The sequence below is a fragment of the Cupriavidus sp. 2TAF22 genome (assembly GCF_052115045.1).
GTDB lineage: Bacteria > Pseudomonadota > Gammaproteobacteria > Burkholderiales > Burkholderiaceae > Cupriavidus.
Window position 1 is genome coordinate 61096 of the sequence record NZ_JBFRFX010000030.1, and the last position, 21755, is coordinate 82850.

The 21755-nt window shown below is 63.8% G+C and carries 20 protein-coding genes and 2 pseudogenes; 14 read left to right on the plus strand and 8 right to left on the minus strand.

Annotated features, from left to right (window positions below):
• Positions 1 to 21: 21 nt before the first annotated feature.
• Complete coding sequence (gene fnr / locus AB4Z48_RS29175) at positions 22 to 741, plus strand: fumarate/nitrate reduction transcriptional regulator Fnr (protein ID WP_441620487.1); 720 nt, start codon at positions 22 to 24, stop codon at positions 739 to 741.
• 798 nt (positions 742 to 1539) lie between these two features.
• The gene (locus AB4Z48_RS29180) at positions 1540 to 3057 is read left to right on the plus strand and encodes a bifunctional aminoglycoside phosphotransferase/ATP-binding protein (RefSeq protein ID WP_441620436.1); all 1518 of its coding nucleotides are present in this window, start codon (positions 1540 to 1542) and stop codon (positions 3055 to 3057) included.
• Between the two features lie 39 nt (positions 3058 to 3096).
• On the opposite strand, the gene AB4Z48_RS29185 is transcribed toward AB4Z48_RS29180, so the two are convergent.
• From AB4Z48_RS29185 to AB4Z48_RS29205, 5 genes are all read right to left on the minus strand, one after another.
• Positions 3097 to 3627: a flavodoxin family protein gene (locus AB4Z48_RS29185; RefSeq protein WP_441620438.1), complete on the minus strand. Its 531-nt coding sequence runs from the start codon at positions 3625 to 3627 to the stop codon at positions 3097 to 3099.
• A 10-nt stretch (positions 3628 to 3637) separates the two neighbouring features.
• Positions 3638 to 4243: a YSC84-related protein gene (locus AB4Z48_RS29190; RefSeq protein ID WP_441620440.1), complete on the minus strand. Its 606-nt coding sequence runs from the start codon at positions 4241 to 4243 to the stop codon at positions 3638 to 3640.
• Positions 4240 to 4461: a BON domain-containing protein gene (locus AB4Z48_RS29195; RefSeq protein WP_441620441.1), complete on the minus strand. Its 222-nt coding sequence runs from the start codon at positions 4459 to 4461 to the stop codon at positions 4240 to 4242. The genes AB4Z48_RS29190 and AB4Z48_RS29195 overlap by 4 nt, the downstream gene beginning before the upstream one ends.
• Positions 4462 to 4508: 47 nt before the next feature.
• Complete coding sequence (locus tag AB4Z48_RS29200; protein ID WP_441620443.1) at positions 4509 to 5339, minus strand: universal stress protein; 831 nt, start codon at positions 5337 to 5339, stop codon at positions 4509 to 4511.
• A gap of 98 nt (positions 5340 to 5437) precedes the next feature.
• Positions 5438 to 5728, minus strand: a complete 291-nt coding sequence (locus AB4Z48_RS29205; protein ID WP_441620445.1) for a hypothetical protein — start codon at positions 5726 to 5728, stop codon at positions 5438 to 5440.
• A gap of 237 nt (positions 5729 to 5965) precedes the next feature.
• Here AB4Z48_RS29205 and AB4Z48_RS29210 point away from each other — a divergent pair, with 237 nt between their 5' ends.
• The 4 genes from AB4Z48_RS29210 to AB4Z48_RS29225 all read left to right on the plus strand — a co-directional run bounded on the left by AB4Z48_RS29210 (position 5966) and on the right by AB4Z48_RS29225 (position 9795).
• Positions 5966 to 6973, plus strand: a complete 1008-nt coding sequence (locus tag AB4Z48_RS29210) for a zinc-dependent alcohol dehydrogenase family protein (protein ID WP_441620447.1) — start codon at positions 5966 to 5968, stop codon at positions 6971 to 6973.
• 121 nt (positions 6974 to 7094) lie between these two features.
• Positions 7095 to 7550: a universal stress protein gene (locus AB4Z48_RS29215; RefSeq protein ID WP_441620449.1), complete on the plus strand. Its 456-nt coding sequence runs from the start codon at positions 7095 to 7097 to the stop codon at positions 7548 to 7550.
• Positions 7551 to 7563: 13 nt separating this feature from the next.
• Positions 7564 to 9207, plus strand: a complete 1644-nt coding sequence (locus AB4Z48_RS29220; protein WP_441620451.1) for a L,D-transpeptidase family protein — start codon at positions 7564 to 7566, stop codon at positions 9205 to 9207.
• Between the two features lie 18 nt (positions 9208 to 9225).
• The gene (locus AB4Z48_RS29225; RefSeq protein WP_441620453.1) at positions 9226 to 9795 is read left to right on the plus strand and encodes a DUF882 domain-containing protein; all 570 of its coding nucleotides are present in this window, start codon (positions 9226 to 9228) and stop codon (positions 9793 to 9795) included.
• 238 nt (positions 9796 to 10033) lie between these two features.
• Here AB4Z48_RS29225 and AB4Z48_RS29230 read toward each other — a convergent pair whose 3' ends face one another.
• The 3 genes and pseudogenes from AB4Z48_RS29230 to AB4Z48_RS29240 form a co-directional block, all read right to left on the minus strand.
• Positions 10034 to 10465: a universal stress protein gene (locus AB4Z48_RS29230; RefSeq protein ID WP_441620455.1), complete on the minus strand. Its 432-nt coding sequence runs from the start codon at positions 10463 to 10465 to the stop codon at positions 10034 to 10036.
• 540 nt (positions 10466 to 11005) lie between these two features.
• Positions 11006 to 11575: pseudogene (locus AB4Z48_RS29235) on the minus strand (ISKra4-like element ISBte1 family transposase); the annotation flags it as partial.
• Positions 11576 to 12359: 784 nt separating this feature from the next.
• Positions 12360 to 13364, minus strand: a complete 1005-nt coding sequence (locus AB4Z48_RS29240; protein ID WP_441620457.1) for a Bug family tripartite tricarboxylate transporter substrate binding protein — start codon at positions 13362 to 13364, stop codon at positions 12360 to 12362.
• A gap of 267 nt (positions 13365 to 13631) precedes the next feature.
• Here AB4Z48_RS29240 and AB4Z48_RS29245 point away from each other — a divergent pair, with 267 nt between their 5' ends.
• The 8 genes and pseudogenes from AB4Z48_RS29245 to AB4Z48_RS29280 all read left to right on the plus strand — a co-directional run bounded on the left by AB4Z48_RS29245 (position 13632) and on the right by AB4Z48_RS29280 (position 21725).
• On the plus strand, positions 13632 to 15083 hold the full coding sequence (locus AB4Z48_RS29245; protein ID WP_441620459.1) for an aldehyde dehydrogenase family protein: 1452 nt from the start codon (positions 13632 to 13634) through the stop codon (positions 15081 to 15083).
• A gap of 41 nt (positions 15084 to 15124) precedes the next feature.
• Positions 15125 to 16669, plus strand: coding sequence for an acetolactate synthase large subunit (locus AB4Z48_RS29250; protein ID WP_441620461.1), 1545 nt, complete (start codon positions 15125 to 15127; stop codon positions 16667 to 16669).
• 101 nt (positions 16670 to 16770) lie between these two features.
• A complete protein-coding gene (locus AB4Z48_RS29255; protein WP_441620462.1) occupies positions 16771 to 17700 on the plus strand; it encodes an NAD(P)-dependent oxidoreductase in 930 nt (309 codons plus the stop codon).
• A 26-nt stretch (positions 17701 to 17726) separates the two neighbouring features.
• Entirely contained in the window at positions 17727 to 18182 is a 456-nt protein-coding gene (locus AB4Z48_RS29260) for a cupin domain-containing protein (RefSeq protein ID WP_441620464.1), read from the plus strand.
• Between the two features lie 66 nt (positions 18183 to 18248).
• Positions 18249 to 18488, plus strand: a pseudogene (locus AB4Z48_RS29265) (DUF1330 domain-containing protein); the annotation flags it as partial.
• A gap of 91 nt (positions 18489 to 18579) precedes the next feature.
• Positions 18580 to 19443, plus strand: a complete 864-nt coding sequence (locus AB4Z48_RS29270; protein ID WP_441620466.1) for an IclR family transcriptional regulator — start codon at positions 18580 to 18582, stop codon at positions 19441 to 19443.
• Between the two features lie 373 nt (positions 19444 to 19816).
• A complete protein-coding gene (locus AB4Z48_RS29275) occupies positions 19817 to 20293 on the plus strand; it encodes a hypothetical protein (protein ID WP_441620467.1) in 477 nt (158 codons plus the stop codon).
• 664 nt (positions 20294 to 20957) lie between these two features.
• Positions 20958 to 21725 (plus strand): COG4705 family protein, encoded by a 768-nt coding sequence (locus AB4Z48_RS29280; protein WP_441620489.1) that lies wholly within the window; start codon positions 20958 to 20960, stop codon positions 21723 to 21725.
• Positions 21726 to 21755 lie beyond the last annotated feature (30 nt).

Below are 21755 nucleotides of genomic sequence, written 5' to 3' on the forward strand. Positions count from 1 at the left end.
GAAGTCCTTGAGTCCCTGTCCATGTACAGGGACACCGCGCCGCCAGCAGGTGTGACCCGCAAGGCAAATTGCTCCAGCTGCGCAATGCGCGCCATCTGCATGGGTGGCAACCTGAACGACGCGGATCGCACTAGGCTGGATACCGTGATCCATAACTGGCGCATGGTGCGGCGCGGCGAAGCGCTCTACCGTGCCGGCGACGCGTTCCAGAGCATCTATGCCCTGCGTTCCGGATCATTCAAGACGGTGGTGTCCCACCAGAACGGATGCGAGCAGGTGAGCGGCTTCTTCCTCACCGGCGAGACGCTCGGGCTCGACGGCATCTGCACCGAGCGGCACGCCTGCGATGCCATCGCCCTGGAAGACAGCGCGGTATGCGTGATTCCCTTCCATCTGCTCGAAGCACTCTGCCGCGAAATGCGTTCGCTGCAACAGCATGTGCACCGGATGCTAAGCAGCGAAATCGTGCGCGAATCGGGCGTCATGCTCCTGCTCGCCAGCCTGTCCGCGGAGCAGCGCGTGGCGGCATTCCTGCTCAATATCTCGGACCGCCAGCAGGTGCGCGGCTACTCCCGCCGCGAACTCACGCTGCGCATGACGCGCGAAGAGATCGGCAGCTACCTGGGCATGAAGCTCGAGACCGTCAGCCGCACCTTGTCGCGCTTCCAGCGCGACGGCCTCATCGATGTCAAGGGAAAACGCGTGACCCTGATGGATCTTGACGCACTGGACCGGATCTAGGGGCCTGCAGTGGGACTTGCATGGTGCGCTTGAGTAGCACTTGCATTGCCGTCAGCGAGCGGGTATTGGCGGCCATATGCGCGGCGGCGGGCCTGCCGCGGCCCAAGACGTGCGCATGCTCTCCCGCCGACACCGCCGACGCCGCCATGGAAGTGCCATGCTTGGCGAGATCAGAGTCGTCGCTCGGTTCTCGCTCGGCGGACACAGTGCGGGAAACGGCAGCGGCGTCCATCTGGCCGCGGATTCTCTGCTCTCTGCTGTCCAGCACAGTGACCAGGCTGGATATCTGCTCTTTGGTCAAATTGGACATCGCAGGCTCCCGGGCACGGAAAGGTGGATCCTCTCAATGAGCCGATGAGAGCGGGCAAGCGGCTTGCGCCAAGTCAGGTGTCGTGATCCGGATCTTGTCGCCCCCGGCGCCATTGCGGGCAACGCCGGGATCGCCACGAACGGTGGCCTCCGCCCTTGGCTTGGGCGGGCGAAGCCAGTTCGGTTCCGACGCACAGCCGGCGCAAAGCATGGCGGCAAGGCAAGCCGCAAGGCCACGCGAACGCGTGGAGCCGCCACCCCGACCTTCTTCGGACCTCCTCATCGCCTCTCTCCCGTCGCAGGCGCATGGACCCCCGACAACAAGTGTCCGCGGCGTCGCGCGCCGAACCCTCATTCCGCTTCAAGCTTCAATATAGGCGGGTCGCCGCCGGCCAACTTGATCCGCGTCAATCCGAATTCCGGCCACGTGCATAGCATGGGCATATGACCTGGCCCGATCGGGGAGGCAGGCACCTGGGAGGGCCCGGCATGGAACCGGCGGTACTCACGCAAGCGTTGATGCGCCCCACGGCCTACCCACATCCCGTGGGCAAAGTCAGCGTCATCGAGACGCACATCTCGCAAGTGTTCCTGGCCGGCGCCTTTGCCTACAAAGTGCGCAAGCCGGTGCGCCTGGATTTCGTCGACCTCTCCACTCTGGCTGCACGCAAAGCGGATTGCGAAGCCGAACTGGAGTTGAATCGCAGGATGGCGGCGGCGCTCTACCTCGGCCTGGTACCGATTGTGGCGGGCCCTGGCCAGCGGGATGTCCGGGTAGGAGGCACTGGCGAAGCGCTGGAGTATGTGGTGAAGATGCACCGCTTCCGTCAGCGAGATCTGTTCTGCCGCATGGCAGAGTCGGACCGGTTGACCGCATCGCATATCGAGACGCTGGCCCATCGGCTTGCCGCGATCCATCTGGCTGCGCCCGTAGCAGTGGCCAGCAGCGGGCACGGCACGCCAGGACGGATCGTGGCGGTGGCGGAGCAGGCCATCGCGCGCGTTGCCATGCTCGCCTCGGCCACCGATGCAACATCACACCTGGCGGCGCTGCTGCGCGAGCGGGCCGCTTCGCTGCACCCCGCCTTTGAGAAGCGGCTGGAGAGTGGTCATATCAGGGAGTGCCATGGCGACTTGCATCTCGGCAATATCGCCTTGATCGACGGTGTCCCTACGCCTTTCGACTGCCTCGAATTCGATGCAGGGCTGCGCTGGATCGACACGATCAGCGATATCGCTTTTCTCTTCATGGACCTGCTGCATGCCGGCAGGCAAGATCTTGCCTATCGCCTGATCAATACCTACCTGGAGTGTACCGGCGACTATGCCGGCCTGGCTTTATTGCCGTTCTACACGGCCCTGCGCGCCGTGGTGCGCGCCCGCGTGCTGCTTGAGCGGGAGCACCAGCGCAGCGTGGCGGGGTTGAGCAACGCCGCGGAAATGGCGACGATGCAGATGCGCTGCGTCGATTTGCTTGCGCTGGCCAGCGTTACCCTGACGCGGCCTCCGGGCGCGATCGCCATCATGCATGGCCTATCGGGCAGCGGCAAGAGCACCGTTGCCCAGCAGATCGCGGTGGCCGCAGCCATGGTGCGCGTGCGCGCGGACGTTGAGCGCAAACGTCTTCCACATAGGCAAGTCGCTTCACAAGGCGATCTTTACACGGCTGAACACACCGCCCGCGTCTACGGGCGACTACTAGCAATCTGCCGGCTTGGCAGTGCCGCTGGCTTCCCCATGATCGCCGACGCGACCTTCCTTGCACGCGAGCACCGGCTACGGTTTGCGTCGCTGGCCACGCGCCGGGGCGTGGCGTTCTCCATCGTCGACTGTAGTGCCGACCTGGCTACCCTGCGCGAACGCATCGCCGCGCGCGCGCGCCAGGGTGGGGACCCGTCCGACGCCGACCTTCAGGTGCTGGAGTGGCAGCGGCGCGTGCAGGAGCCGTTGGGCAGCGATGAATGGCGCCATGTAGTGCGTATTGGCGACGCCAGATCAACTGGCTGATGCGGATCAAGCTGTGCCATCGACGTAAGATTTGCCAGGTCAGGCTTCCTTGGGCGATAGCCAGGCAGGCCGTTGCGCGGTGTCGGCCCGTGCGCTTGCTGCCTCCACCTGTGCCGCGAAGGCACGCAGCGCCTGCAGCGCTGCCCCGCTGGCCACATTGCTCTGGCGCAGCGCAATGACCGGTGACGGCGCCTCCGAGGCCAGGCGGGCAACTTCCTCTGCCGCATTGAACCCACCTTGCCGGGCCATCACGCAGACCACCGACGTCTTACAGGTCAGTGGCAGCCTGTCACGCAGGAAGCTGCGCATAGGCGCGGCCAAGTGGCCAACCCAGACAGGCGCGACGATGACAATCTGTTGGTACTCGTCCAGTGAAGGGCCAGCGTAGCGGTAACCTACATGCCGCTGCAACAGGACGTCCAGTACACAGCGGGCATCGCCCAGCAAGCCGGCGCGGCTGACCTGGTCGCCGACTTCCGCGATCGGCCAGCCGGTGTGCGCAGCCAGTTCTTCCGCGGCTTGGCGCGACGTCCCGGTGCGTGAGTAATAAACGATCAGGATCTTTTCCATCGATGGCTCCTCAGCTCTCGATCCGCGTTATCCGCGTGCCGACGAGCGACAGGTTGATCATGATGCCGCTGTTGGTCAGCACGAAGCCCACAATGTCACCCCGCACGGTATTACTGTCTATGCTGGCCCCGATGCCCAGGCTCAGGATCGATACCGATCCGTCCACACCCACGGTCCAGCCCTGGCTGGCGCGAAAGCGCTCAAGCGCCTGCTCGGTCAGGAACACCAGCACGACCGCCTTGGATCCCATGCCCGCCTGCACCCCGAGCGATGCGCCTATGAGCCGGTAATAGGCCTTGTCTCCGCCCACGCCGCGCATCATGCCGTCACCCTGCTCCACGCCTGCCACTGCGCCACCGGCCAGCACATCGGGAAAGACCAGCACACCGCTGGACTTGCCCGCCAAGGCCCGCGCGCCAGGATTGCGTGCGTACAAGCGCGCCAGCACGGCTTCGCAGAGTGCATCGAGTTCGTCGGCATCCAGCACGACCTTGTCGGCGGCACCAGCCCACGCGGCCGCAGGCAGGCCTGCGGTGCAGCACAGCACGGCAACTCCGGCGAGCGCCTGGCATGCCAGGCGCCGCTGCTTGGCGGCAGGCGGCAATGTGCGCGTCATGGCCCCACCATCATGCGGGCCACCAGCTGAGTCACGCGCGGTGCGGACCATGCCGTCTCGCGGGCGGCTCGGATCTCGGCCCAGTTGCGCAGCGTGCCGGACAACATGACCTTGCTGGCGTCGTCGCTGACCTGGGCAGCGATGCCCGCGGCACAAATCTGGGGGACCCACTCCAGTTCCTCGCGGCCGTCCTGCCTGAGTTTCGCATCGCTCTTCATCGTGTTCTCCGGTGCGCTTGTGTATCGTGGCGACGCAGTGCCGGCAGTTAATGCGACATCAGTACCGGCACCGTCATGGTGTCCAGCAAAGCCGCGGTGACACCGCCCAGTACCAGCTCGCGCAGGCGGCCGCGCCCGTAGGCGCCCATCACCACCAGATCGGCGCCGAAATCCGCCCCGCGCGAGAGCAAGGTCTCGCCGATGGCGATGTCCGATCCTTCCTGGCAGTGTTCGATGTCTGCGTGGACGCCATGGCTTGCCAGCGCAGCAACAGCATGGCTCGGCGGGCTCGCATCGGGCCGCGCGCGCGCGCCTTGCGCACAAAGCACCTTGGCCTGGCCACCGGCGATCAGGGGCATGGCGTCATGCAAGGCGCGAGCGGCCTCGCGCCCGCCGTCCCACGCCACCATGGCACGTGCGCCGGGCACGGCGAACCGGCCGGCGAATGGAATGACAAGGACCGGCCTCCCCCCATCGAGGATGATGCTTTCCAGGAACTGGGTCGCGACAAAGCTGTCCGGGGCGGCCGGATCGTATTGCCCGGCAACGACAAGGTCGGCCTCGCGCACCTCGCGCAGTGCCATCATCAATGGATCGCCCTCCACTGCGCGCCACTCGATTTCCACCCCAAGGTCCTGCGTTGCGGCCTCGAAGCGGCGGCGCACTGCCTCGCGTGCATCGCTGCGCCGCTGGCGGTCCTCGTCGATATAGGTCGCAGCCCCCTGCATCAAGTAAAACCAGGCAGCATCAGGCATAAAGCCGGCAAACAGCCCGATCAGCCGTGCATGGCGGGCGACGGCGAGCCGGGCAGCGATTTCAAGCCGGTCCAGCGCTCGTGGACTGGTGTCCAGATGGACCATGATGCTGGCGTAATCCATGACATTTCTGCGCGGTTGGGAGGCCTGTATCCAGTCTAGGAAACGCCTGGATAGGGCTATTGACTCAGGTCAAGCCGATGCCCCTTGCTTACTTCGGCTTACGCCGACCTTGCGCCGGCGCTCCCTTCTGCCAACGGCGCGTTGCATGCCGCCTTCTGGACCGTAGCCTTGGCCTTGGCTTCGTCCAGCAGGATCTGTCCACCCTCGAGCAGGCTGGCGCGCAGGTCTGTCAGGTCGACATAGTCCACCTCATACCTGAGATAGCTGTTATCGATCACGTGCGCCACCTGCTCGGAGCCTATCGCAGTCGCCGGGCGAGGCGCCTCCGCCAGCGCCCGATTGGCCAAAGCGCTGCCGTCCACCGCAAACAGTATCTTGCTGTACTTCATGCACCTCCAGCATCAGCGAAATCGGCGGATGGCCGGCACGCACACGCCTGCGCGCCGCCCTTGGATGCATCTAGCGTGTATGCTCGGACGCGCTCGGTGCAGATGCGGATCATGGCATCGGAAACTGTATGGGACGCCCGCCTGGCGCGCGCCATTGACGCGAATCAAGCGGCGGCGGCGGGCGTCGCCTAGCATGAATGCTGGGTGCCTCTGGGGGCGTTCGCGGAGGATGGCAACATGCAAGGTACGATGCGCGCGATGATCTTCGACGGCACCGGGCCAGCCCTGCGCTTGGCGCGCGTCCCCGTGCCGGTTCCCGGCCCCGGCGAAGTGCGCATTGCCGTGAGCACCTGCGGCGTCTGCCGCACCGACCTGCACATTCTCGACGGCGAACTCGCGCACCCTAAGGCGGCGCTGATTCCCGGCCACGAAATCGTTGGCAGGGTGGAGTCCTGCGGCGCAAGCGTGACGGGCCTCGCCCCCGGAGACCGGGTAGGCGTGCCCTGGCTTGGTCGGACCTGCGGGCACTGCGGCTATTGTGCAGCGCATCGCGAAAATCTGTGCGATACGCCGCAGTTCACCGGCTATACGCGCGACGGCGGCTACGCCGAGTATGTGGTGGCCGACAGCCGTTATTGCTTCCCCGTCCCGGAGCACTACGACGACGTGCATGCTGCGCCCTTGCTGTGCGCGGGCCTGATTGGCTACCGCACGCTGTGCATGGCGGGAGACGCCCGTGACGTCCGTTCTATCGGCATCTACGGTTTTGGCGCGGCCGCCCACCTGGTGGCACAGATCGCAGTAGCCCAGCAGCGCGAGATCTTCGCCTTCACACGCCCCGGCGACGACGCCGCCTGCCAGCTCGCCCGCGACACCGGGGCCTGCTGGACCGGTCCGAGCGACCAGCCCGCGCCGCAGCCGCTCGATGCCGCGCTGATCTTCGCGCCGGTGGGTGCGCTGGTGCCGATGGCGCTGCAAGCCGTCGCCAAGGGCGGCACCGTGGTTTGCGGTGGCATCCACATGAGCGATATTCCGGCCTTCCCCTATCGCTTGTTATGGGAGGAGCGGTCGATCGTGTCGGTGGCCAACCTCACGCGCGACGACGGGCTGGAACTGATGCGAATCGCCCGCGCCACGCCGCTGCGCACCACCACGACGGTCTATCCGCTGGAGCAGGCCAATGCCGCACTGGCCGACCTGCGCGCGGGCCGCCTGGCCGGCGCGGCGGTACTGCGCATCGCCTAGCCTGCCTGCTGCCGGTGTCTTGATGCAGGTCAATACGGCATCTGGCCCGCCCCCTATGCTGCAGATGGCGGCGGCGCCCATGCGCGCACACCTCCCTATATCCAGCCAAGAGGCACGAACCATGTATCAGCGAATACTGCTCGCGGTGGACGGCAGTCACTCTTCCGACCTCGCCCTGAGCCAGGCCATCACCGTCGCCAAGGCTACCGGCAGCGAGGTCAAGGTGCTCTTCGTGGCGGACGATAGCGATGTCTTCTTCTCCACTGGCAGCTACGATGCCAACAAGCTCATGGAGAGCATCCTGGCCGTGGGGCGCGATGCGCTGGCAGCCGCCGCCAGGCGCCTGTCGGAAGCGGGTATCGCGCATACGACGAAGATTCTCGAAAAGCCCGTTTCCCCCGGGCAGATATCCACCACCATCGTGGAAGAAGCCGATCGCTGGAGTGCGGATCTCATCGTAATTGGCACGCACGGCCGCCGCGGCTTCCGGCGCCTGATCATGGGCAGCGTTTCCGAAGGCGTGGTGCACAAGAGCAACAAGCCTGTGCTGATGGTCCGCAGCGAGCGCCCTGAATGAGCGCAGAACGCGGATGATAGGCGTCGCGCCGGCGGCGCGCAGCTTGGTGCTAGGCGTGTCGCTGATCCGCCGCGCCGGCACGCCCAGAATCGTGGCGGGCTTGCTGGCCGCATGGGCCTCGAGTTGGCATGCGGGAGTGCTGGCCACGGATGTCGCGCTCTGGTTTTCGCACGGCCACCCCACTGCCGACGCGCGGCAGGCCGCGGATATCCTGGTCGCCGCCGCGGCCGACGGGCTGGAGCCCCGCGACTATGACGCCGACGTCCTGCATCGTGCGCTTGACCAGGCCGCGCAAGGGCCGCCACTGGCACCGGAAGCGGTGGCGCGGCTTGATGGCGATCTGACGGGCGCAATGCTGCGCTACCTGTCCGACCTGCACGGCGGCCGCGTCGAGCCGCGTCAGATCCACGAGAATTTTGCCGCCGCACCGGATGGGCAGTTCGATCCTTCGGCCTACCTGCGCACAGCCGTCGCCAGGCACAGCCTGCCGAGGGCCGTCCAGCAGGCGGCGCCGTCGTTTCCCCTGTATGGCACCCTGCGCGAGGCACTCGCCCGTTACCGGGCGCTGGCAGGTGATCCGGCCTGGCAGGCGCCGCTGCCGCCGCTACCGGGCAAGAAGCTGGCGCATGGCCAGGCCTACGCTGGCGTGCCGGTGCTGACGCAGCGACTGATCGCGCTGGGCGACCTGCCCACGGGCACGCCCGTCCCGGAGCGCTACGAAGGCGCGCTGGTGGAAGGTGTCAAGGCATTCCAGGCCCGCCACGGGCTGGAGGCCGATGGCGCTATCGGGGCCAGCACACTAGCGCAGTTGAATGCCTCGCCCGCCAGCCGCGTGCGGCAGATCGAACTGACGCTGGAGCGCCTGCGCTGGACGCCGCTGCTGGAGAGCCCGCGCATGATCGTGGTCAACGTGCCGGAGTTCGTGCTGCGCGCCTATGAAGTCCACGACGGTAACGTCCAGGTCAAGGTGGAGATGAAGGTCATCGTCGGCAAGGCGCTCGACACGCGGACACCGCTCTTCAAAGAAGACATGCGTTTCATCGAGTTCAGCCCGTACTGGAACGTGCCACCCTCTATTGCGCGTGCGGAGACCTTGCCCAGGCTGCGGCGCGACCCCGGTTATTTCGAGCGGCAGGGCTTCGAATTCGTCGGTGCCGACGGCAAGGCGGTGACCACGCTGTCGGCGGCCAGCCTGGATGCCGTCCAGCGCGGGCAGATGCGCATCCGGCAGCGCCCGGGGCCGATGAATGCGCTTGGGGACATCAAGTTCATCTTCCCCAACAACGACAACATCTACCTGCATCACACGCCCGCGCCCGGGCTGTTCACGCGGGACCGGCGCGACCTGAGCCATGGCTGCATCCGGGTCGAGGAACCGGCGGCCCTGGCCAGCTTTGTGCTGCAGGACATGCCAGGCTGGACTGAAGCGCGCATTCGCGATGCCATGGACAAAGGGCAATCCAGCACGCTGCGCTTGCAGCAGCCGCTGCCTGTGGTGCTCGCGTACGGCACGGTCATCGTCAAGGCCGACGGGCGCGTGTATTTTTTCTCCGATATCTATGGGCTCGACCGAGTGCTGGACGAGGCGCTGCGGCAACGCTCCGCGAACCTGCGGACTTCCTCATGGACTAGTACACGCGCAAGATTGAGCCAATAAGTCAAGGGAGAGTGTTCGATGACCGGACCGCACAGCGACCCTCGCCGCCTTTTCCTGCGCCGCACCGGCGAACTCGCCCTGGCCGGCATGCTGCTGCCGCTACCGGCCCACCCCGCGCTTGCGGCCCTGCCAACGTTGCCGGCTGCCCGCAGCCTCGCCTTCGACCATACCCACACCGGCGAGCGCATTGCCATCGTCTACGCCGTGGGCGAGCAGTTCGTGCCCGAGGCGCTGGCCGCGCTCAACCGGTTCCTGCGCGATCACTATTCCGGCGAAGTCGGTTCGATCGACCCGCAACTGTTCGCGTTGCTCTACAGCCTGAAGCAGACACTATCCTGCGAAGCACCCTTCCAGGTCATCTCAGGCTATCGCAGCCCGGCCACAAACGCGCGCCTACGCAAGACGGGCGCCGGCGGCGTCGCCACCCATAGCCTGCATATGGACGGCAAGGCCATCGATATCCGCCTGCCCGGCGTGCCGCTGGCGGATCTGCGCGATGCCGCCCTGTCGCTGCGCGGTGGCGGTGTGGGATTCTATCCGCAAGAGCAATTCGTGCATGCGGATACGGGGCGCGTGCGGAATTGGTAAGTGTCAAGGTTCTATCGCGTTCGCTTGCGCGCGCCCGGCCCGCCGCAGAGCGGCTTCCAATTTGGTCAGCAGGCGCCTCCACTCTGCCGTCCCCTGCATGCGTGCCTGCTCCGCTGCTCCCCACTGCCGGCTGAAGGTCGCGCTGAGCTTCCGCCTCGCTCGCCTGCAGCCGCGCCGCGGCTCGCAAGATGGCCGACTCGCCGGTCGCCTGCCGAACCGACTGCACCGCATCCGTGGCTCACGCTTCCTGTGGTGCCCTCACAAGCATGACAGGCACCTTGCACTGGTGTGCAAGCCCTTCAGCTACACTGCCCATCAGCAGCCGGGTCACCCCGTGACGTCCGTGGGTGCCGATCACGACGAGCCGAGCGTGGCTGCCTTCCACGACTTGCCGGATCTGATTGGCAATGTCACCGAGCGCCGCGACGTCGTCGACCAGGACGACATGGCAGTGCAGATTGTTGGCTTCGGCCTTCGCCTGTGCCGCCGTCAGCAGTTCCTGCCCCCTCCTGACCAAGCCTACCCGCACCTCTGCCAATTCATATCCACTGTCAATGACGTGAACAATCTCCAGCTCCGCGCCGCAAGCGCCGGCAAGATCGATCGCCTCTTCCAGGGCCTGATCGCTGCAGTGGCTGCCGTCGATCGCCACCGAGATATTCTTGTACATGCGCCATCTCCTTCAGGATTGCTGGATTGTGTTCAGCCTGCGGCCAAGCACGCCCCAACTGCTGGCCAATCAGTCCGACAACAGCACTGGTACTGTCGTCGACTCCAGTAGCGCGCGCGTGACACTGCCCCCCACAAGTTTGCGCATCCGCTATGCGTTCATGGGCACCCATTGCACTAGGATCAGAACAATGATCTGGTCTGCGGCTCGGGTGAGCTACCTTTGGCCGAGATGAGCGCCGCTTACCGTCGCAGACTCAAGGAGACGCGCTTCGACACCATGGCACGCATCCTCCGACTGGATGGTGCTGTAGGCATATCCCGTGAGGGCTAGCTGCGAGCAATACACTAAGCGTATCGACCGTATCAGTGCACGAGATACCTCCGTACTTTGGCCACCGCCCTGAAGAAGCCGCATGAGCCCCAAATTCACTAGAGCTTACCGCGAGGGACAGGTGTCACCGCAAATCTGGCTTTCCGCATTCATCCTAGGATGCGCGGATGACAGGCATCTTGATTTCGCTCAACAACAGGTTAGCCGCATTTTCTGTACCCGCATGGCGATGTGGAACCAATCGACAACGTACTCATCGCGGTCACCAAAGCCGAGTTGGGCAAACCGTACGGTATCCCCGCCGTCCGACAGGAAGGTGACCGGCTGACTGGGTTGCACACCTTCTCGTAGCAGGAAGTTCCACATACGATCGGCCGGTCGGCGCTCCAGCTTGTGCGCGTAGGCAAAACTATTTCCGCCATCCCGATCCCGCAGGGACTTCCCGACGATCACTTCAAACCAGCGTCCTGGCGGCGCCGGTGGCCGGCCCCCCCGAAGGTAGCCGCCGACAATGCCGACCGCGCGGACCGGACTGGGCTCCGGGATCTCGAGCGAGCGGACGTTCGCCGCCACCTCAGCCTGCTGCCGGGCGTCGGCGGCCCGTTCCGCTCCCAACCGGCGACCGAGCGTGGTGACCTGCCGCCGGATCGAGCTGGCTGCCAGCACAAGATCGAGCGGCAATACCTCCTGCAGGACGTTGACAGTCAGACCATACGACATCAACGCGGCAAACTTGACCTCGAGATACTGAAGTTCTGGACTGACCCGCTCAGGCAGATCGCCACCGAAATGTGAGCCGCATGCGCCCAAAGTACGCTTCTGGCGCCAGATGTCGGCACAACTGAATGGCTAGTTTCCGGTTGCGAACTGCCATTCCGATGCGTGATTGGGAATGGTGGAGAAGGGTCGCCTCCTGCCGGCTGGCGCAGGCGCAGCGAACCTCGGGGGCGACTAGGCGCTTGCCGGGGCGAACAGGGGCCCTGTCGATGCCCTTATCCCGATGAGGGGCACCAATCGGGATTCAGTCGCTAACGCCCCAGTAACGCGCACGCCCGGACGATGTCGGGCTGGTCGAAGCTTCGATGAATCGCAAGCGACGCCTCGACCGCCCTATGCGGATTTGTGCGCCCCTGCGAAGTTCGCAGCGTTGTCCATGACAGGGGGCAAAGAACGCCTGAGCCTTCGCAGACGTCCTCGCAAGCTCCGGGTGTTCAGGAACCAGGTCGATGTCCGAGTTATGACTCCATTCCGTCATCGTAGTGGGCGTGCACCCCCTATTCCTTGCCGGTCTCCCGGCGCGCTCAGGACTTGTGCCTGACGCCGACCGCCACCCCAAACATGTGATCCTTGTCTGTACCGAGGTAATAGCCGTTTGTGTAGCCGATCGCGGCGGAACAAATGTTCAATGCCGCATTGCGCGTGTACGCCGATACACATCGGTCCGCCTGGAGAAGCTGTAGTCCGCGATGAACATTCGGCCACGGATGACCGGTTTGGAAGCTGATATGGAATCGGGCCGCAAGGGTCCGGGACAATCAGAGGTGGGAGGCTGCCGAGGTGCTTACTCGACGACGATCCCGCGCTCCTTGATCAGCGTTGACAGCCGCCTGCTCTCGTCAGTCAGCAGGTTTCGGAAAGCTAACTTGTCCAGTGCCACCGGTTCGGCGCCGAGTTGCGCGAACCGTTGCTTGAGCACTGGCGAGGCCAACACCTTCTTTAACGCCGCAGAAAATCGCTCGCTGATGTCGGCCGGGACCTTATTCGGTGACCACACCCCGAACCAGACATCAAGACTCGCATTGCGGATGCCCAGGTCCCCGTATGACGGTGCGTCCGGAAAGAACGGCGACCTGCTCTCGCTCGCCACTGCCAGCAGCTTGACCTTGCCACTTCGGATGTGGGGGAAGCCAATCCCCGGGTCGAATACGACGTCCGTCTGACCGGCCATCACATCCTGCAGCGCAGGGGCGGAGCCTTTGTACGGCACCTGCGTGATCGACGTGCCGATGCTCTGGTTGAATAGCTCGGCGGCGAGATGCGGTGCCGTCCCGGTACCGGCCGACGCGATGGTGATCTTGCTCGGTTGCGACTTCGCCAAAGCGATGAACTGCTTGGCGTCCCTGGCCTCAAGCGTGGGACGGGCGACCAGATACATCTGGGCGCGTCCGATCGCCATGACGGGCGTTAGATCCCGGGACGGGACGAGATTCGACTTGAACAGATATGGGTTGGCCGTCTCAACCGAGGTGGGCGCAATCAGAAACGTGTACCCGTCCGGCGCCGCCCTCACGACTTCGCCGACCGCCAGGTTGCCGCTCGCCCCCGGCTTGTTTTCGACGATCACTGTCTGCCCCAGTGCTTCATTCAGCAACTGTGCAATCGCACGCGCCATCACGTCCGTTCCGCCGCCGGGAGCGAAACCCACCACTAGGCGGATGGGCCGTGCCGGCCACGCCGCACTCTGGCTCGCGGCCGGAAACGCCGCACCAGCCAGCATGGCGGCCCCCAGCGCCAATACGGCGCGGCGTGAACGGAAATGAGAAATGGGGCTGAAGCGGTGGGTCATGGTGGTTGTCTCCTGAATGGTGATTGCGGTCGAAAGCGCCGTCGGTCAAACCATAGACGGACGATTCATGGTTGTAAATAGGGATTCAACGTTGTCCATAGGATAATTTTAGGAAAAGTGATCCCCGGGTTGTTTGCGTAGAAAATTATCCTATGGATAACGATACAACCCTATTTACAAAGAGGAGGCGATGCTCTACCGTTCGATTCATCGGCAGCATCCCGGCCATGATCGGTACGCCGCAACGCAAAAACTACGAGAGACAACGTGCTTGATAAGAGACAGTTCCATATCGGTGGGAAGTGGGTAATGCCCGCACGGCCCCAAGACCTGACGGTGATCGACCCATCCACCGAACAACCCTGCGCGGTGATATCCGTCGGCGATACGATCGATGCCGACCGCGCGGTGCAGGCGGCAAGGCAAGCCTTCGCAGGCTGGTGTCGCACCGAGCCGGGCGAGCGGCTTCGGCTGGTCGAGCGGCTGCTGGAGATCTACGAACGACGCGCCGCGGAAATGGCGCGGATGATCAGCCTGGAGATGGGGGCGCCCGTCGACATGGCGCGGGCCGAACATGTCGGTGCTGGCGCGTATCACATGAGGAACTTCATTACCGCGTTTCGCACGTTCTCGTTCGAACGTTCCATCGGCACGCATGCACCCAACGATCGGATCCTGATGGAGCCGATCGGCGTGGCCGGCCTCATCACACCATGGAACTGGCCCATGAATCAGGTCACGCTGAAGGTGGTGCCCGCACTGCTGGCCGGATGCACCGTCGTGCTGAAACCATCGGAAATCGCGCCGCTCTCTTCGATGCTCTTTGCCGAGTTCATCGAGGAAGCCGGCTTTCCGAGCGGCGTGTTCAATCTCGTGAACGGTGACGGCACGGGGGTCGGCGCGCGCCTGTCGTCGCATCCCTATATCGACATGATCAGCTTCACCGGCTCGACCCGCGCTGGCATCGCCATATCGAAAGCCGCCGCCGAGACACTCAAGCGAGTGGTGCTCGAACTCGGCGGAAAAGGGGCCAACCTCATCTTTGCCGACGCCGATGCGGATGCGGTGAGACGCGGGGTGCTCCATTGCTTCAAGAACACCGGTCAAAGCTGCAACTCCCCTACCCGCATGCTGGTCGAGCGCTCGATCTATGCGCGCGTAGTCGACGAGGCCCGGGAAATCGCCGAGAACTTCGCGGCCGAGGCGGCGCACGCGCCGGGGAAGTTCTTCGGCCCGCTGACCTCGGCGGCGCAATTCAGGAAAGTCCAGGAGATGATCGAGACAGGCACGGCGGAGGGCGCGCGACTTGTTGCAGGCGGCCCCGGGCGTCCCGAAGCGCACGAATGCGGCTACTTCGTGCGGCCGACTGTTTTCGCCGACGTGACCAACCAGATGACCATCGCCCGAGAGGAGATCTTCGGCCCTGTGCTCTCCATTATTCCGTTCGACACCGAGGAAGAGGCGATCGCCATCGCGAACGATACGCCGTATGGGCTGGCCAATTACGTGCAATCGACCGATGACGAACGATGCCGCCGCGTCGCGGGCCGGCTGCGTTCGGGCATGGTGGAGATGAATGGCAGGCCGCGCGCCCCGGGATCTCCTTTCGGCGGCATCAAGGCGTCCGGACGCGCCCGCGAAGGCGGGATCTGGGGCATCGAGGAGTTCCTCGAAGCCAAGGCAGTTTCCGGTTGGACGGATCCTGCCTGCTCGCGCTGACCCCACGCGACCCATCCTCATCGAACCGGAGAACACACAACATGAACGGCGCTGAAAGTCTGGTCACCACACTGCTCGAGTCGGGCATCGATACCTGCTTCGCCAATCCCGGCACCAGCGAAATGCATTTCGTCGCGGCCCTGGATCAAATTCCAGGTATGCGGTGTGTGCTGGGACTGCAGGAGAACGTCGTGACCGGCATGGCCGACGGCTATTTCCGCATGGCCCGCAAGCCCGCGAGCACGCTATTGCATTGCGGACCGGGACTTGCCAACGGGTGGGCGAACCTTCACAACGCTCGCCGCGCGAATAGCGCGGTCGTCAACATCGTGGGAGATCAGGCGACCTATCACCGCCCGTATGATGCGCCCCTCACTGCCGATACGGCCGCGCTCGCGGGCGCCGTATCGGCATGGGTCCGCACGAGCCAGTCCGCAGCCGACGTCGGTCGTGATGCGGCCGCCGCAGTAGCCGCTGCGCGGACCGCGCCCGGGCAGATCGCCTCGCTGATCCTGCCTTCCGATACGTCATGGGATGCGGGCGGCGCTGCCGCGCGCGCATTGCCCGTACCGTCAGCGCCATCGATCGATACGTTTGCCGTCGACAACGCGGCGCGCATTCTGCGCCAGAATAGCAATGACGTGCTGATTCTGCTTGGCGGCGAGTGCGCGCTGCCCGAAGCGCAGGCGCTCGCGTGGCGCATTGCCAGCGCGACGGGCGCGACCCTGAAATATGAGTACGTGATGGGGCGGGTCTCGCGTGGACGAGGCCGTCTGCCGATCGAGCGGGTGCCCTACAACACCGATCAAGCCATCACGATGATGGCATCGTTCCGGCACATCATCCTGGTCAACGCCAGGCCACCAGTCGGATTCTTCGCCTATCCCGGCAAGCCCTCCCTCCAGTATCCGCGCGAAGCCCAGATCCATCATTTGTCGCGCGTCGACCAGCATCCCGAAGCGGCCCTGCTCGCGCTGGCGGAGGCGCTGAACGCGCCAGTGGTCGATATGCCGCCCGCGCAGCCCTGCCCGGAGATCGCTACCGGTGTACCCACGCCGGAAGGGCTGGCCCAGACGATCGCCGCCGTGATGCCGGAGAACGCGATCATATCGGACGAAAGCATTTCGTATGGCCGCAGCTTCTACCGATTCACCCACGCTGCAGCACCACATGACTGGCTCTCACTGACCGGCGGTGCCATTGGCGACGGACTCCCGGTTGCAACCGGCGCGGCGGTGGCCTGTGGGGGCTCGAGACGGGTCATCAGCCTGCAGGCTGACGGCTCGGCGATGTATTCGCTTCAGTCGCTTTGGACGCAGGCACGTGAACGACTCCCCTGCACGACGATTTTGTTGGCCAACCGCAAGTACAACATCCTGATCGGCGAATACGAGAACGTCGGGGCATTACCGGGGCCCACGGCCATGAGCATGCTGGATCTGTCGAATCCCGATCTCGACTGGGTCAGGCTCGCCAACGGCATGGGGGTGGAGGCCGCACGCGCAACGACGCTCGAGCAGTGCGCCGACCTCATGAAGCAGAGCTTCCGCCAGGACGGCCCCTTCCTGATCGAACTGTTGATCTGAGTGAAGGCCGGCACTGCAACATTACCCGAAGCACGACGCGCGCGGCACCGACTGGTAGACGCGGTGCGCGGAAATCTACCCAGATACGGAGACATACGAACGTGAGCRAGATTACCCAMGTCGGYTTTTTAGGCCTTGGCAACATGGGTGCCGCGATGGCAATGCGGCTTATTCATCCCGGGTGCCGACTGCACGTCTACGACCCTAACGCGGAAGCCGTGTCGCGACTTGTGGACGCTGGCGCAGTGGCGCATGCCAGTCCACGTTCGGTGGCGGATGCCGCCGCCATCGTCATGGCCTGCCTGCCAAGCCAGGCGGTATGCGAAGCGGCGATTTTCGGCCAGGACGGCGTGGCGGCCGGCAACGCGCTGCATACGTACATCGAGATGTCGACGATCGGTCCGACTGCGGTGTCCTCCATCGCACAGAGACTTCAGCGTCAGCATATCGCCACGGTGGACGCGCCAGTCAGTGGTGGGCCGTCCGCCGCGCGTGCGGGCACGCTGTCCATCATGCTGGCCGGCGCGAGCCATGACATTGCGCGCGCCATGCCCTCGCTGGATCGCATCGCGAAGACAATTCACAAGCTGGGCGATCAGCCCGGCCAGGCACAGGCGATGAAGCTGGTGAACAACATCATGCTGGCCGCCAACATGGCCGTTGCATCGGAGGCGTTGGCAATGGGCGCCAAAGCAGGCCTGAACGCCGACGCCATGGCCGACGTCATCCGATCCAGCACCGGCCAGAGCGCGGCAGCAGACATACTTGCTCGCTTCGCCCTCCCTGGATCGTTCGACTTCGGGGCACACATGTCGATCCTCGCAAAGGATGTGGAGCTCGCCATCGCAGAGGCCCGCAATCTGCGCATCCCGGCGCGCGTTCTAGAGCAGGCCCGGGGCGTCTGGCAAACGGCAATGGAAGAAGGACGCGGCCAGGACGATTTCACTTCGATCATCAAGAGTGTGGAAGAACGCGCCACCGTGCTGGTACGCGGGGCACCACGGCGGCAACCCGCCAATCAGCAACTTTAACAACGACAACACCCACGGAGCAGACCATGGACTCATCCACCGAACACGTTCATTCCGCCACGTCGATTGCCGACGCCGAAGCGCTTGCGCAAAGGCTTTCCTATGCCACGCCCGAAACGGCGCCACTGGTGCCGGGACGCCGCTCATTCTTCAAGTATCGGGACCTGGGCGTGACGACTGCCACGGATGGCCGCATGCGCGCGCAGATAACTCTTGCAACGGGCGAAATGCAGCAAACCGGGTGGCACTATCACCTCTGCGATTCGCAGTTCATTTATACGCTGCGCGGTTGGGTCGACCTGGTCTTCGAGGACGGCCGCCATATTCGCGTCAGCGCGGGAGAATCGCTCCTGATCCCTGGCGGACTCAAGCACAACGAGTTGGCGATCTCACCAGACCTCGAGCTTCTCGAAGTCTCGATTCCGGCAAAGATGGGAACGGTGGCCTGCGACGCTCCAGCGAACTTCACCTCATCCTTCTGACGGGAGACGACATGACGAAAGGTTACATTTTTGCCGAGGTAGACATCCACCCCCGGCGCGGAGTGGGATGAGTACGCCAGCAAGGTCCAGCCCACGCTGGATTCCTATGGCGGCGTGTTCCTGATTCGGGGAGGCACGCCCCACGTGCTCGAGGGCAACGCCAAAACCGGGACGTTCGTGGTTCTGGAGTTCGAGAGCCCCGAGGACGCCACGGCCTGGTACACCTCCACAGACTATCAGCGCATTTTGCCGCTCCGCCTCCGCAATGCCGATGCGCGCGTCATCTGCTTGCCTGGAGCTGGCTGAATTCCCGTGTCATCGCCCGTGATAAACTCAAAAATCGTTCGCGCACCCTGAATCCGAGGTTCGCCCCCTTCCGAGAGGAGTATCGACGGCTTTGACAGAAGCAAAAAAAACCATCGCAGAACCATCGGCGGTGTCGGCGGACGACCCGCCACCGACTGCTGCCGGCAATAGCGGAGGACGACGCCGGATTCAGTCGGCCGACAAGGCAACGGAGGTTCTTCTTGCGCTTGTCGAGGCGGGTAAGGCGACACCCCTCCGCGATCTGGCGCGCGCCATCGGCATGCCAAACAGCCTCGCGCATCGCTACCTCGCGAGCCTAATGGCAAGCGGTCTCGCGGTACAGGATGAAGTCACCGGTCTCTACGACCTTGGGCCGACGGCGGTACGCATCGGCGCGTCTGCCCTCGCGCGTATTGATCATCTGCGCCTCGCCAGTGAAGCAATGCCACAGCTAGTTTCTATCACGGGATTGCCCGCCCTCCTCTGTGTGCTCGGCGATCGCGGCCCCACTATCGTGCGATGGGAACGCAGCTATGTGCCGTTCATTACTACGTTGTCGGTGGGCTCGACATTCCAATTGACAAATTCGGCAACGGGTCGCGTGCTGCTCGCCTTCACCCCCGATCAGGTCAGAGATGACCTGATCGAGTTGGCCGTTTCGAAGAACCATGAACAGCCGCCAGTGAAGTTGCTTGAGCGTCTTTCGACGATCCGGCGAGTCGGATACGACGAAGCGGAATCGGTTCTCATCCCAGGACTGTCCGCTGTGAGCGCGCCGATTCTCGATGTTCAGAACGAGGCAGTCGCGTGTCTGACGCTAATCGGCGCAAGCCCCGATGTCCGGCGCATCAAGACAAAGGCAATCAAAGCGCTGGTCGACGCAAGCGTGAGCATCTCGCGATCTTGCGGGAGCAACCTGTCGTTCGGCTCGTCATTGGCGGATCCGACAACATAAGCCTGATTTCCTGCATTGCCGCCTGATCGTCTGCCAAAACCTGGCATCCAACTTGCGGGCGACGGTCGCAACACCGAACCGGGCGACCGCTCTTGTCGCGACTTCAGTCAGAACAATTAGACCGGTCGACCGGCGGAGAAGGGTCGTGGCAAGAGACGACCGTTGAGTGTCCGCGGGATGCCATGGTCACAACCCAGTACTTTCACCATCGTGAAAATATTGATTGGGAATCCGGAACTGAGGGCCAGCGCGCCGACGGCTGACTTGAGTTGTTGGCGGCGCAGACAGACATCCGCCCTTCCCCCAATAACGTAGCCACCCAAAACCCGGCCAGAAGGAGAGCTAGTCCGGCCGTGAGGCCTTGGTGAAAAAAATGAGGCACGCCTACCGCAGACGTATATCTGTCCGATCGCTGGTCTGGATCGGCCTGGTCAGCCTGTTGTCTGTGGGGTGTGGTCCGGTACCGAAGGCAAACGATTTACCACCATTGTTGCGCAATGTGACGGCTGGAGGCGGCCATGCGAGTCCGTGCCCGCCCAGCAACAAGACGGAAGTGGAGATGCTGAAGGGATGGGGCGGGAAGCTGGCAATCTCGCCAGAGTTCGACGCTCGGCTGCGAACATTATTCCCGCCTGGGTCACCTGTGGCCGCGCTCGAAAATGCGCTTCGGAATCAGGAGTTTAAGATTGATGGTGTGTGTAGGAGTGACATCTCCATCCATCGTGCGGAGTTCTTCCGCAAGGGAAAGGGTCCATTGCCATACGATGTGTCCGCGCAGGTTTTTTGGAAGGCTGACGAAGAAGGTCACATTGCTTGGACCAAGGGATTCGTCATGTATAGCGGCCTGTAGCTACTCGTAAGCGAATACAGTCGGCAGCCTCTTCGAGGTCATGCCTGTTTCTCCCGCCACCGCGTCGTGCGCTGTCAAGGCGCGTTCGCCGGGCGCTTACGGTCTAACCGCCGCGCCCCCCTCCGCGTAGGAGTCCAGTCCTGCTGCTCCCCCTTCACCCCGCTGCACTGCCAGGCTCCGCTGTTTCGCCGAGGGTGGAGGCTACCGGAACGCCGACGAACTCCCCGCCCTCTTTTTTGTCGCCACTTATGCGCGCCGCGTTGGAGCACGCCGCCAGGCGTAGCGGCTTCATCGACATTTTGGGCCAGGGGCCAGGCATTGATCTAACCTTGCGAACGTTCATCGCCGCATAGGCATCGGAAAGGCACTCCCCTCGCCGTATGCGGCCGGCTGTCCCCGTGCCACGCGCCATCCCGCGATGGGAAAACGCTCAGTTGCCGGCGCCGGCCGGTATTGCCTTAGTCACTTCGCCCAAACGTCGTTCCTTTAATTCTTCCTTAAGGCATACGGCGTTAGCCTTAACTCCATCCTTTGCTGCCCGTTTCCGTGTCGGGTATCCAGTTGGTTGCGTACCGCGACCATGTATCTGGCCAGATGCGACTGCGCACGCCAACCCGCTGACCGAATCGGAGAGCCCTTTATGCCCACCGTACTGCAAGATCCCATGTCCAATTGGCAGAACAAGGTGCCGCAAGTCACCCTCGGTTTTTGGATCATCAAGATTATGTCGACCACCGTTGGCGAGACTGGTGCCGATTACCTCGCTGTCAATGCGGGACTGGGACAGGCGGCCACACGTGCTGGTATGTTCGGTCTGCTGTGCCTTGCTTTGCTCACCCACGTGCGGCAGCGTCGTTACGTTCCATGGCTTTACTGGCTGACGGTAGTGCTGGTCAGCGTAGTAGGCACCCAGATCACCGACGCTCTGACTGACGGCTTAGGCGTGAGCTTATACCTAAGCACCGCGCTTTTCGCCATCCTGCTCGCTGGGGTTTTCCTGCTCTGGTACGGCCGAGAAAGGACGCTATCTATCCAATCCATAGATAGCCCCCAAAGAGAGCTGTTTTACTGGGCTGCGATTCTTTGCACATTTGCACTGGGCACCGCAGCAGGCGACCTCGCCACCGAAGCCCTGGGACTGGGATTCCGACTCGGCTGCGTGGCATTTGGCACGTTGATCGCGCTCACCGTCGCGGCCTTTTACTGTGGCTTAAACACTGTCTTGGCGTTCTGGATCGCTTATATCCTCACGCGTCCCCTGGGCGCTTCGCTCGGTGACATGTTGTCACAGTCGCACGAGTATGGCGGCGTTGGTCTCGGCGCCTTGGTGACAAGCGCGATCTTCCTATCGGTGATCGTTCTGATGGTCGCCATCGCCCAACGGAATGTTAGTCAGCGCGGGCCCGGTAATCCCGCCCCTCGCACCTCGTAATGCATCACGCGAATCCTTTAGGAGTACGAC